Origin of the sequence: Actinomadura sp. 7K534, assembly GCF_004348575.1 — a bacterium.
Classification (GTDB): Bacteria; Actinomycetota; Actinomycetes; order Streptosporangiales; family Streptosporangiaceae; genus Spirillospora; species Spirillospora livida.
This window is the reverse complement of record NZ_SMKB01000200.1, coordinates 1-13310: the sequence shown is the minus strand read 5'-3', so window position 1 is coordinate 13310 and position 13310 is coordinate 1. Positions and strand designations below refer to the sequence as shown.

Genomic DNA, 13310 nt, shown 5'->3' with positions numbered 1-13310 from the left:
CCCAAGAAACCCCCACCCCGGTAACCACCAACTCCGGCTGACTCACCCCCGAAGTCCCCGACGGAGCCCCTCTCCTCGGGGACTTCGCCATCTCCGCCCGAGGGACTTTGGCATTCTCGCCTCAATCAAGGCTCTGCTCCACATCAAGAGTGTCCGGAAAGTCTTCAGGGAAGAGCGGGCACCGCACCCGCCTTGTCATTATTTCCACAAGGAACTCGGCCATGCCGCCCTGGAAGTGCCACCACATTCCCCGCTCCACGACCACCGTCCACTCGTCGGGATCGCCTCGCGTCAGCCATAGGCACCGGTCCCCGTTTTCGGTCATGCCCCATTGCAGAACACCCTGCGGCTGTGGGTAAACCGGATAGGGCGGCAGAGTCGACCTGTTTCCAGCAGAAAAGACGACATCGATATCCTCCTGCCCCTCCAGGCGAGTGCGTAGCGGCTGAAGCACGTCCATCATTTCTTGGGCCACGATTGCGGGATCGCTTGGAGAAGCTGGACTGAACCAGCCAAGGAAGTCGTCGAACTTCAGTGAAGGGTACGTGTCAGCCAGCAACTTATAGTCCGCGGGAAGGGCGGTACCCAACTCGGATTCGAGCTGCCCCCAGTCCACACGAGGAGGTATAAAGGCAGGAGGCCCGACAATAGCCTCAAGATCCGCAAACGCCGCCATTGGTCACCCACCCTTTTCGATTGTTGCCCAAGCACCTATCAAAATCAAGTCCCGGCAGACCATTCCTGGTTCTTCCCCGTGCAGTCATCCGGATCATACTCGGCATCGCACGACCACGCCGATAGATGGGCGTTACAGTATAGTCTACGATTTCCCCGCGCTGGACAGCTCTCGCGACCCGGTTCTCAAGTACCTTCATGTTTGGATCGTTCAGGGGAGAGTGGAAACAGGTGAAGAGGTTCTCATGCAGACTCCCATCGCCTCCCAACTGGTCGGCCAGCAGATGGCACCTTGAGTATCGATAAGCCTTCCCATCCTTCGGATTAGCACTTCGCCCGCCCTTTTCGGGCCAGCCGGGTGGGAAGAATCTAGCGGCAGAGCTGCCACCCTCAAGATCATCATCGCTGCAGAACCTAGCATAAATACCCCTCGGCCGACCGATACGCTCTGTCGTGACAGGGGGACCGTAGTCTTTAACGGGCTGACAGCCTCCGGTGACATCGTCAGTGCCCGTCGAGGGCTCGGGGGGGTCCACAGTCGCCAGCCCTGGCACTCCGCCCGCGGACGGTACCGGGTCGTCAGACGCGGGGACGGCGACATTGGCCGCCGGGGGCGGGGGGCCGGCGGAAAGCGGCGACGCCGCGATCGTCGGCAGGGTCACCTCCGTCATTATGGAGCCCGCGTCCCGGACCGCCTTCTCGCGGATGGCGCGCAGAGATGCGGCGGTGTCCTCGACGACGTTGTGTGTCTTAGCCCTGGTGGGCATTCGGGCGGGGCCTGTCGAGATTCGGCTCCCAGGGTCCGCGTAGGAGGGTCTGCGCAGCGAGGGGTTTATGGTCCGGGCCTTGTTCCGGGCGTCTTTCGCCGCTCGGCGTTTGGCCGCCGCGGTTCTCGCCCGGGCCCGCGCGATGGCTCGTGCCCGGGCGATGGCCGCTCGCTGGGCGGCCGACAGGCCGCCGTTTCCTCCGTAGGAGCCTCCCCGGCCAGGCGCGGAAGAGGAGCTTCCTCCCCGCCGCGTGAAACTGCCGCGAGCGCTGTCACCCGATCCAGGGCTAGAGCAGAACCATGGCGCCTTGCACCCGGTCCCGGCAGGCGGGTTCAGGAAGGGGCTGCCCCCGCCGCCGCTAGGTGCCTGCCATGCGTCCCAGGCGTTCTTGAGGGCCTGCGCAGCTCGCCAGGCGCGATACACACGCCACCCGGTCCAGGCCACCCTGCCGCCTAGGACAAGCCCCCCGACGATGACCGGCGCCAAATGGCCTGTGGGATCGAAGTGGTCATTGGGGTTCGCATTTCCATAGGTGTAGCGGTTGCCATGGACCGAAGCCGGGGACGGATCGAGGTTCCAGGAGTCACGGCTGTTGAAGGCCCCGATGGACGGGTCGTACCAGCGGGCGGCCATGTTGACCAGGCCGGACTCCGGGTCGGTCCAGTCGCCTTGATAGCCGATGCCGGGTTTGGTGCCGGTGCTGGCGGTGGGTTCTCCGAAGGGGCTGTAGGAGACAGAGTCGGTGAGGGTGGTGAGGTCGGCCTCGGGGTCGAACGTGCCGAACACGTCGTCGCGTTTGTCGGAAAGGGTGATCCGAGTGGTCAGGCCCTGGGCGGTTGCCAGTGGTTCATCGGATGGGCCCCGCGCGTATCGGGTCAAGCCGTCGGCGACAGGGTCAGAACCCAGCCCCGCGTAGGTGAACGAGATGCCGTTGCGGGTGGCGAGGCGGTCCAGTCCGTCGTAGGTGTAGCTGGTGCCGCCGGACGTGATCAGCCGGTCGAAGGCGTCGAAGTCATAGGTGGTGGAACCGTTCGCATCCGCCTTGGACGCCAAGGTGCCGCGGGGTGTGTAGGTGAACGTGGTCGAGCCGTCGGTCGTGCGGCGGTTCCGTTCGTCAAAGGTCGCGGTAATGGTCCCGCTCTTGGTGCGGTTGCCGGAGTCGTCCCACTCATAGGCGGTGGTAGTGCCGTCACGCGTCCACGTGGTCAGACGGCCGGCGTCGTCGTAGCCGTAGTTCTCCTCGGCGGCAAGTGCGGTTCCGGTGGTGGTCTTGCCGGTGGTCTGGTCATTGTCGTCGTAGGTGTAGGACACGGACGCGACCACGGCGCCCTGGTCGTTCTTCAGGGTGTCGCTGGCGAGGCGGCCGAGGCCGTCATATCCGGCGGTGCGGATCCGGCCCGCCCCGTAGTCGACCCTGTTGACCTCGCCGGCGGCGTTGTAGCCGTAGGTGCGCGTGGCTCCGGTGATGCCGTCTTGGACGGTCTTGAGACGGCCATCGAGGTAACCGAAGCCGGCCGTGCCGGTGATGTCCGTTCGGGTCGTCGGCTGCCCGTCGCCGTTGTAGGTCCATGAGGCGGTCCCGGACGGGCCGTTCGCCGAGGTGAGCAGGCCCCGGTCGTCGTAGCCGTAGGTATTGCTCCCGGAGGCGGCGTTGACCTTGGTGGGCCGCCCGGCGGCGTCGTAGTCGAAGGTGCGGTCGGCCGTCGGGGACGAAGTACCGGAGCCCGATTCCGTGACGATACGGCCGGCGGCGTCGAAGGCCCGTTCGCGGACGACCCCGCCCGGTGCCGTGATCTTGACGGGATTGCCGGCTTCGTCGTAGGCGCTAGTCCAGGTGCGCTGCGCCGGGGCCGGGTGCGCGGCGGTTGACGGCTCGATGATCGATTCGGGTAGTCCGAGCGGGTTGACCGTGTAGATGGTGTCGTTGCCGCGGCCGTCGGTGAAGCGGGTGCGGTTCCCGGCGGCGTCGTAACCGAACGTGGTAGTGATCGACTTGGTGTCCGTGACCGGCTCGACCTGCCTCACCAGCCGGTCTAGAGCGTCATACGCGAACGTGGTCGTGTTGTTGAGCGGATCGGTTACGCCGGTGAGATTGCCCGCCATGTCGTAGCGGTAAGTGGCGTTGGAAGTCTCCGTGCCGTCGGCCTTGAGCGCGCTTGTAGCAGCGAGGCGTCCGATGGTGTCGTAGCCGAGTTTGCTGGTCCGTCCGAGGGCGTCGCTCGTCCGAATCTGGCGGCCGAGTCCGTCGTAGCCGAACTCGGAGGAGGTGCCGGCGGGGTCGACCGTCCTGGTGAGCTGGTTCGCGCTGTCGTAGGTTGCGGTGCTCTCGGCTCCGGTAGGCGTAATGGTCGTGACGAGGTTGTCGGCGTCGTCATAGGTGTAGCGGGTGGTGTAGGCGGCCGGTACCGGCGTCCGTACCGTCTCAGTCGTGGTGACCGTGCGGGCGAGGTCGTCGTAGGTGGCCTCACTGCGGGCACCAAGGGGATCGAGGACGGCCAGCAACTCACCGGTGCGGGTGTAGTCGTAGCGCCATATCGACCTGTCGTCGTTCGTCTTGGCCGGTGCGTCGAGCTTTTGGAGGCGCCCCAGCCGGTCGTAGGTGTAGCGGGTCTCGTTCTGCTTAGGGTCGATGACCTTCTCGACCTGCCCGATGGGGTCGTAGAACGTGGTCGTTGTCGGAGTGAGCGGCGTGGTCGAGCCGGGCGGGGTGTATGTCGGGGCGATCTCCTTGACCGGCTGCCCGAGGCGGTCGTACTCGGTCCGGGAAATTTTCCCGAGCGGATTCTTGAACTCGGTGGGCTCGTCGAAGGTGTTGAAACCTGTGACGGTCTCGGGCCTGGTGGTCGACGGGGCGCCTCCTTCGGACTCCGCTTCCACCGGCGGGGACGTGGCAGTGATCTGCCGGCCGATCTCGTCGTATCCGTAGGTGGTGGTGTAGGCGGACTCGTCCGCCCCGTCCGCGTTGCCGCGGGGATCGGTCACCGAGGTGAGCAGGTCGCGCTGGTCGTAGGTGAAGGACGTGATGTGCGCGGCACTGCCGTCGTCGACGGTCCGGCGGGTGAGACGTCCGGGTGTGTCGTAGGCATAGGCGGTCGTCTCGCCTGTGGCGGGGGTCGCCCATGGCACGTTCGACGGCGCGCCGTTGACGGTCTCCCGGGTTATGTTGCCGCCGACGTCGTACCGGTAGCTGACGCTGCGCGCGATGCCCCCGGGATCGACGGTCGCGGATTCCAGGCGTCCGACGTTGTCGTAGACGTTCCGGACGGTGTTCTTCCCGTTCCCGGTGACCATCTTCGTGGCGTTGCCGGCGCCGTCGTACTCGACGGTCGAGATCACGAAGTCGCGTTCGGTGCCGTCCGGGTTGCGGAAATCCTTCAGCGTCACGGACTTCAGCAGGTCGTCGCCGTAGTAGGTCAGCTCGGTGCGGCGGCCCATCGCATCGGTGTTGGCGACGAGGCGTCCGGCGTAGTCGTAGGCGCGGGCTTCGACGACCAGGTGGTCGTCGAGTTCGGGGGCGCCCTCGGGGTCGCCGTCGAAGTCGCGGAGGCGGATTTCAGCGAGCATGTTGCGGGCGGTGTAGGCGTACTCAAACCGGTTGCCGGCCGCGTCCACGACGGCGGTGACGTTGCCGAAGCGGTCGTGCTGGTAGCCGGTCTCGTGGTCGTGGGGGTCGGTGACGCGTTCGAGCAGGTTGTGGTCGTCGTAGGCGAAGGTGGTGACGCGCGGATCGCCGTTCCCCGTGGTGTCGGAGACCTCGGTTCTGATCAGGTTCCCGTCGGCGTCATAGGCGTAGTCGGTGCGCTGCTGCTGTGCGGCACCGGTGACGGCGTTGGTGGTGGCGGGTTCGGTGACGCTGGTCAGGTTCGACCAGCCGTCATATCCGTAGTAGGTGGCGGCCCCGGCCGGGACGCTGTCGGAGACCTCGGTGACGGACTTGCGGCGTCCGATGGAATCGTAGGTGTACCTGGTGATGAGGCCGGACGAGTCGGTGACCTGACCCAGGTCGCCTTCCTGCGTGTAGGCGTAGCGGGTTACGGCACCACGCGGATCGGTCTCGGTGCGGACCAGGCCGCTCGGCATGTTCCCGCCGCCGACCGCGGCCTCCGCGCCATTGGTGTAGGTGTATTCGACTTGACCGCCGCCCTGGGGATTGGTCTGGACTCTCAGGTCACCGGTCGTGGTGTAGGTGTAACTGGTTCTGTACCTGTTGTCGCCGGAGCTGGTCGAGCGTCCGTCGCGGTACTCGATCGGCTGGTCGTTGCGCGGGTCGGACGGATCGGTGACCGCCGGGAAGGTGTAGTACGCCGTGTGGCAGACGTCCTTCGTGCGGCACGTGGTACGGGTCAGGACGTTGCCGCGGTCGTCGTAGGTGAGCTTGACCGAGTCGCCGTTCTCATTGGTGATGGTCGTCGGGTGGCGCTGGTCGTCGTACTCGAACGTCCGGATGCCCATCCCGTCCAGCGTCATGCCCATCCAGTCGGGGACGCCGCCGGGGTTGCCGGGCAGATCGGTGCAGAAGCTGGGATCGCCGGGGTCGGGTGTCGTGCACACGTACGTCGGGGTCGGGGACGGCGTCGCGGTCGGCGTCGGAGGTTCGTTGTCCTCGTCCCGGACGTCCAGCCCCATCGGGATGCCGACACGGATCATCTGGCCGGTCAGTGCGTCCGTCTCGTACAGGTGGGGACGGTCGGCGGGGTCGCGGACCTCGACGGCGCGCCGCAGGTCGGCGGCACCGCCGTAGACGGTCGGAGTCTTGATCTTCCACGTGCCGCCGTTGCGGTCGGTGTACTCGCTGACCCGGTCCTGATCTGTGTCGTATTCGACCTGGGTGGCGGTCTTTCCGCTCGGGAGAGTAGTTCTCGTGAGCTGGTCGGCCGCGGTGCGCGCACTCGCGTAGTGTGCCGCGACCTGAGCGGGGCCCAGCGGGTGATGGTAGATCGCGACTTCGTCGATGGTGCCGTTGTAGAAGCGGCGCTGGGCGGTGCCCCAGCCGGGCCAGGACGAGGGTGTGGACGCGAACGCGGCGCCGATCTGGTTCTGGGTGAGCGCGTGGTGGTCGGGCGTCTGGCCGGTGAGCGTCGCGACCTTCTGGCCGTCGAGGTAGAGCGTCTGCGTCGAGCCCATCGCCGAGAGGACGGCGTGGTGCCACTGGCCGTCGTTGACGACCTTGGTGGACGACATCGGTGAGATGGGCCCGCCGCTCCAGAACTGGCCGTGCAGTTTGCCGTCCGTGCCGGTGTACAGCGCCGGGACGCCGATCCCGGACGCGGCGTCCAGCGATTTGTCCTGGTAGCCGATCAGCGGGCCGCCGGACCCGGTCGGCCTGTTCTTGAACCAGACTTCGATCGCCAGGTCACGGCTCTTCTTCACCGTTCCGGCGGGCAGTGTCACCTGCGACGACGTTCCGTTGAGCAAGGCCGCCGTGTTGCCGGTTCCGGCGAGTGCCCCTTCGGCCTGGAGTGTGACGTTCTTGTACGTTGCGCCGTCTTCACCGAGGTTGACCGCGACCTGGCTGGATGCACCGACGCCTTCGTCCTCGCCGAGCCGCCAGTACGACTCGGGACGGTCGTCCAGAACGGTCGTGCGGTAGTGCGAACCGGTCTCGTAGTCGTAGGTGGTGCAGCGGGACGCCGGCCCGCAGACCTTGGTGAGCAGGTCGCCGCTGTAGGTGTAGTTCCAGGCGAGGGCTTCGCCATCGACCGGCGCGGTCCTGACGGACGCCACGCGGGAACCGGACCAGGTGAAGTAGAGCGCGCGACCGCCGGGCGCAGTAGCCCTCGCGAGCCTCCCCGTGGACGGGTCGTAGTAGAGGGTGATGGCGTGCTTGCCCGCGTCGGTGATGGCGGTCAGGCGTCCGTTGACGAATTCGAACGTGGTGCCCGCCTTATCGATGAGCTTCCATTTGCCGGGTTCGAGGGTGAGCGTGGCCTCGCGTCCCATGGGCGGGGCGTAGCTCCCATCGGGGTTCTTTCCGTAGCGGACCTGCTGACCGTCCGGGTAGCCGACGACGACATTGCCCGAGCCGTCCTCGTCCTCGGTCAGGCGCATGTCGAACTGGGTCGTCCAGCCGGCCCCGAAGGGAGAGTCTCGGCGTGGGTCCAAGCTGTTGTAGGTTCGCTCGACCTTGAGCTCCGGGCCGACCGTGGCGACGCTGGCGTCGACCGCCGACGTGGAGTAGTTGCCGGACGACGGCTCGAACTCGTGGGCCTGGCCTTGGGCCAGCTGTGCGGTGAGCTGCGGCTGCGGCACCGCGGTCTGCAGCATGACGCGGGGCGACGGCACCTCATTGCCGGTGTCCTTGACGAACACCCGCCACAGGTAAGTCTTGCTCCATGAGAGATTCCCGGCTGGAACCGTCCAGGCGTACTCCGGGACGTAGCCGGAGTCGAAGCAGCTGACCGGGTCGCCGTCCTCGTCCTTCTCGCAGATCTCGTACTTGTAGCTCAGCGACGATCCGGGCGGGGCGTCCAGGTCGATGGCGGTAGCCCAGAGCTGCGGGGTCAGCGTCGGGGCCTGGTAGCCGTTCGACGGGTAGAGCTCCTGCACAACCGGTGCGATGTCGATGATCTTGATGCGGAGGCGGATCGGCGGGACCTGCTCGTCGGTGAAGATCGGCCCACCTTGGCGCACCATCGTGAAGTCGATGGAGTACGTGCCGGGTTGCAGCGGCTTGATGACGGCGTCCAGCGTCGCCTTACCGCCGCGCGGGACGTTCCCGGTGAGGTTCGCAGAACGTTGCTGGGTGACCAGTTCGCCCTTGGCGTCGTAGACGCGGTACCCGAGGTAGTACGTGCTCGGCGTCCAGGTCTCGGCGCCGGTGTTGGTGACCCTCACCTTCACCTTGCCGCTCTGCGCCTGGGTGACCGGCGGGTTCGGCACCGGGTCCGTGATCGCGTACTTCGCGTTGTACGGACTGTGCGTCACGATGAGCCGTGGCGGGTTCGCGGTGCCATGTCCCGTGAACTTCTTGGTGCCGAGGCCGCCGGACGACTCGTCCCGCACCGAGAGCCCGTAGTTCGGCTGGGTGCCGTTGACCCACCGCTGCACCAGGTCGCGCCCGCTCTTGCCCAGGTTGAAGGTCACGGGCTTCGTCGGGCACTTGGACTTGGTGGCGCCGAACTCGATGTGCCCGTAGGAGAACGACTTGCGCGCCAGCGCCCCGCCGACCGACGGGCCGGGGTACTTGAGGCCGGTCGCGCCCGCCCAAGCCTCGGTGACCGGGCGGACGCTGACCGGCCGTGACTTGCAGGTCTGCGAGTCGTAATTCACCATCCACAGCGACGCGCCGAAGATCCGGTGGTGTTGGAGCCTGCTGCTCAGCCCCGGAAAACCCAGGTAGGCGGCCGACCGGGAACCGACCGTCAGTTCCTGGGATCCGCCGACCTGGCCGCCGTCGTTGACGGTCAGGCTCGTGGTAGCCGCGCTGATCTCGACGCTCGGGTCGACGTCGACGGGGAAGACGCGCGCGGGATCGGCGAGCCACTCCGGGTCGGCGGTGACCTTCAAGGCGGGCGTGCCGTCGACCGAAACGAGGCTGTAGGTCACGTTGTCCGAGGTGGCGGGTTCGGCCGCCGAGTCGGCCATGAATCCGGCGGGGATGACGGCCTTGGTCTGTCCGGACGCATCGGCGAACTCGACCTGGTCCCCGGCGACGCGCGCGGTGAGGCCCTTCAGCGAAAGTGGGAACACGAAGGTGCCGGAAGCTTTCGGCGACCGGAGGACGAGCGTCTCCTTCAACCCGCCGGAGCCGATGTCGACCCTTAGGTCGGTGTGCGGGAGCGCACCGGGGTAGATGACGCCTCGCTCCCCCGGTTGGCCGGCCTTGGCTGCGGCACCTCGCAAGGAGTAGCCGATCTCCTGACCATCGCCGATGCCCATCCGGACGACCGGATCGGCATCGGCCGCCGGTGCAAGGCGGATGTCGACGGAGTCGGCCGCGTTCCGCCAGCCCTGCGGGGGGACCCCAGCGGAGCCGCTCGTGGCACCGACGGGGACGAGGCGGGTGTCGACGGGCGCCCACGAGCCGTCCGGACGCCGGTAATTGATCGGCCGGGGAGAGACCTCGGTGGACTCGGTGCCGTCGGCGTTGACGTAGGCGCGAACATGCGCATCCCGCCGTCCGGGTAGCTCACGGCTCGTCTCGGTGTCGAAGCCCGACACGTCCTCCGGTTCGGCGGCTGGTGGGGCCGCCACACTCGCGGTGTTGCGCGGTGGGTGCGGCGACTTCTTCGCCGTGGTCAACGGGTACTGGGAGCGCAAGGACTTCGGTTCCGTCCGGTTGCGCCCGGCGACCGGTACGTCTCCTCCCCGCCCCGCGGCGCTACCCCACCCCTGCTTGGGACCGTGCGGATCCGGCAACTCGCGCCACGCCGACAAGGCGCCGATCCCGCTGCTGTCGATGGTGGCGACAAGCGACAGGACGATCACCACCGCGACGGTCCGGAACATCACGGAGTGCCGTGTGGTCCGCCGCTTGCCTGCACCGATCAACAGCCGGTCCGGCCGCACCATGTCTCACTCCCGGTCACGGGACAGTTCGAGAAGCCGTCCGTGGTTGCGATGGAGATGCCACCCGGTGTGCCGGGCCGTCCCGATGGGTTTCGGGGCGGCCCGGCAGCGGGTCAGCGGGCCGCCGGCGGCTTCGGAAGCGCTCGGCTCCCGAACTCCGGGGACTTGGACGCGATCCGCGCGGTCTCCTCCTCCGGCCAGTAGACGCGCGTCTGCTGGTTGACCGTGCGGAAGAGATACGACCAGGTGGGGCCGTTCGTCGCGGAGTAGGTGAACGCGGTCGGGTCTGTGGCTGGGACGGAGGTGTCATAGTCCGGCTGGGCATCGACCCAAGCGCGCCATTGACCCGAGCCCTGGATCGTCTCGCCAGTGCTGTGGACGCGGTCGTCGGTGCCCCGTGCGACGACTTCGGTCTTGCCACTGCCCGGACTGAGCACCGCGGACGGCGAGCCCGCCGCGACGAGGTTTCCGACCTGGTCCCACGTCGCCTGGAAGTTGCCAGAACCATCCTGCGCCTTGGTCACGATGTGACCGTTGGGATTGCGCACGAAGATCCGCAGGCGGTTGCCCGGATAGGTGACCACCGACGCGTTACCGGAGTGGCCTGGACCGCTCAAAGTCCCGCAATCCGAGACCGTGCCCCGCGCGTAGAGGGCGGTGCGCCACGTACCGGACGTGTCGAGGAAGAAGAGCTGCAGGCCGTTGGCGACCGGAACCGCGAGCGGGGCGGTGTCGGTCGACAGGCCCGTCACCCCAAGGTCGATCCAGTTCTTGTAGGGGTCGTCGGCGGCGTACTGCGGCAGTGCCCGGAGCGTCCCGGCGGCGTCGACCGCGAACGCGACAAGAGTTTCGTCATGCCGCGCGACCGTAACGGTGGAGCCCATCGGGCTTTCCACATCCACCCAGTCGCCCCAGGTTGCGGGATCCTTGGTCGCCTGCGTTCGGGACCAGACGTCACCGTCGAGGTTGTGCGCCAGGACGTTGAGGCGTCCGTCTGCCTGCTCACCGAGTGCGGGCTGCCCGTAGTAGCCCTCCTGCCCATGGATCGGTGTCCACTGCATCGATCCGAGCGCGCTCGGATCGGCGCGGCCGTGCATCAGGCGCCCGATTCCGTCGGTGTAGGCCAGTTCGAGGGTGCCCAACGATCCGCCCGAGACCGGGGACGCCTGGAGCACCGTCGTCGGGTTGTACGGTTCCGGTACCGCCGCGGCGACCTTCGCCGGCGCGGGGTCGGCCGCCGGCGCGGCGCCCGTGCAACCGGTCGCGGGCGTTTCGAAGTAGGCGTACTGCTCGACCCAGATGCGTGTCGCCGTCGTACTGTCGTTGTGAATAACGATCTTGCCGTCCGCACCGACTCTGGCCGGCATCGCCCCGCCGTAGGCATGGGCCTGCTGGACGGCCACTCCGTGCGCCTCCGTCGGAGCCTCGCCCGACGGATGCACGCGCAGTACGCCGGTGCCGGTGCTGTAGTAGTAGTTCGTGACGACCAGGTAAACGCCCCCGACCCCCGATGTCGGGACGCCGCCCTGTCCGAGCGGGGCCACGGTATAGGTGCCCCCCGCTGGAACGCTCACGTCGGTGACTAGGTTGTGCGGCTTGATCGGCAGGAGCAAGGATCCTGTGACTGCCGCTGTCGGCTCTGCGAAGTAGCCGACGGCGTCGAGGGTCAGCGTGATCGCCTTGGTTCCCATGTTCGTGAACTTGACCTTGCCGTCAGCGCCGGGTCGGCTGATGACCTGGTTCTGGACGAGCAGGTTCTGGCCGTAGTCGAGGGTGGTGTCACCCGGCTGCGCCGCGTCGGAGGGGTAGGTGACGATCGTGCCGTGGGTGTCGCTCTTGCCCGACATCGTGAACATCACGTCCGACACTCCGGCCGAAGGAATCCCGGCCTTGCCGAGCGGTTCTGCCAACGCACTTCCGTTGGCCGGCACGGTGACTTGCCCGATTCGAGCCGGCTTTACCGGTACGAATGTCGAACCCGCCACCGCCGCCGGCGTCGAAACCGTGTAGCCGTGGGCATCGACGAAAACCTTCACCGTTGAGGAGGGGTCCGTGTTGGTCAGCTTGATCTTGCCGTCCGTACCGACTTTTACGAACAGCAGGTTGTGCGCATAAAACCAATTTCGAAACCAGACGGCAATGGTGTTCGGCAACGATTCGTTCGAGGGGTACGCAGTGACCCCTCCACTGCTGGTCCTACCACTGGCGGCGATATTGATCGCCACAGAGTCCACACCCGATGCCGGAATCCCCACCCTTCCTGCGACCTGTACGGTTATCGTCGCCCCGGCGCCGATGACCACCTCGTTCACCAGGCGTCCGCGGACATCGAAGAACTGACCTGCCGCCGACCCCGCTCCAGGCACCGTCCTAGCCGCAGCCGGGGCGGCGATGAAAGCAGACAACGCGGTCCCGATTCCAAGAACCAACGCCAGAAGAACGGCTGCCCAGCGACGACAAAAACTCCGCACGACCCGACCCTTCGTCAAGCCGCCGCGAAGTCGGGTCGCGGCGTCACCTCGAATATCTGTTCACAAGATCGCGTGCACCCAAGCCATCTGACAAGATCGTTGACCGGAAGCGGCCAGGCTCCAAATTATTGCGGGCCTGGCCTTTAATCACTCCCGAGTACTCACCTTCTTCCAAACCCCGCTCTTGTTCATCCAGCTCAAGGCGCTTGAACGGGCACCGTCAATTTTCGACATCCACGCCCCATCAGAGGATCATTACCTAGAGTTACAGATTCTGGTTGGGCTGGAAAGATCATCAAGCTCGGGCACCCGTCGTGGCCGATGACGGGTTGAAGAAACCAACGCAGGCCAGAAGAGCCACGTAGTTTCGGTGCCGGGCTGCAGGAGCAGGGTCGGGACGGCGCCGGCAACGTGGAGATCGGCGGAGGTGTCAAGGCGTATGCGCCGTGGAGAACGGAGTACCCCCTACGCCTGCTTGAGAGCATCGGTTATCCGCTTGGCAACCGGGTTGTTGCAACGGGCGGGAGGCCGCGGGCGGGTGACCGCGGCCGTCGCGCCGGTCAGGGTGTTTTGTGGGTGGTCAGGAGTAGGTACTCCCAGTTCATGGTCAGGGGCGGGGGGTCGGACGCGTGGGCTTGGGCCAGCTGCATCAGCGCCTCGTCCAGCGCTGTCACCTTTTCCGGGTCGTTGGCTATGTGGTTGTAGACGGCGATGGTGGGGCCGTAGCGGGATTTGAAGTAGTCGCGGAAGTCCTCAGGCTTTTCGAAGGCGTCTATGCGAATGTGCTCGCGTTGGGTTTCGAGGTCGGTCACGCGGTCGCCGAGGAGGGTGCGGACGTGGTCGGGGTCGCCCCACAGGGGTGGCGGCTGGGCGCCGGGCGGGGGCGGTG

At 66.7% G+C, this 13310-nt stretch carries 3 protein-coding genes and 1 pseudogene; all 4 read right to left on the bottom strand.

Going from position 1 to position 13310, the window contains the following annotated elements; genetic code table 11:
• Window positions 1-121 precede the first annotated feature (121 nt).
• Window positions 122-616 carry a hypothetical protein gene (locus E1266_RS28730; RefSeq protein ID WP_132052321.1) on the bottom strand — a complete coding sequence of 165 codons (495 nt, stop codon included), beginning with the start codon at window positions 614-616 and terminating at the stop codon, window positions 122-124.
• Between the two features lie 37 nt (window positions 617-653).
• Window positions 654-9953 (bottom strand): LamG-like jellyroll fold domain-containing protein, encoded by a 9300-nt coding sequence (locus tag E1266_RS28725; RefSeq protein ID WP_132052319.1) that lies wholly within the window; start codon window positions 9951-9953, stop codon window positions 654-656.
• Window positions 9954-10063: 110 nt separating this feature from the next.
• Window positions 10064-12262, bottom strand: coding sequence for a hypothetical protein (locus tag E1266_RS28720; protein WP_132052317.1), 2199 nt, complete (start codon window positions 12260-12262; stop codon window positions 10064-10066).
• Window positions 12263-12981: 719 nt separating this feature from the next.
• Window positions 12982-13310 (bottom strand): annotated as a pseudogene (locus E1266_RS38270) (SAM-dependent methyltransferase); the annotation flags it as partial.

Bases quoted from the DNA above. Each gene is read 5' to 3' on its own strand.
- E1266_RS28725 (WP_132052319.1), bottom strand. From the start codon at position 9,953: ATGGTGCGGCCGGACCGGCTGTTGATCGGTGCAGGCAAGCGGCGGACC.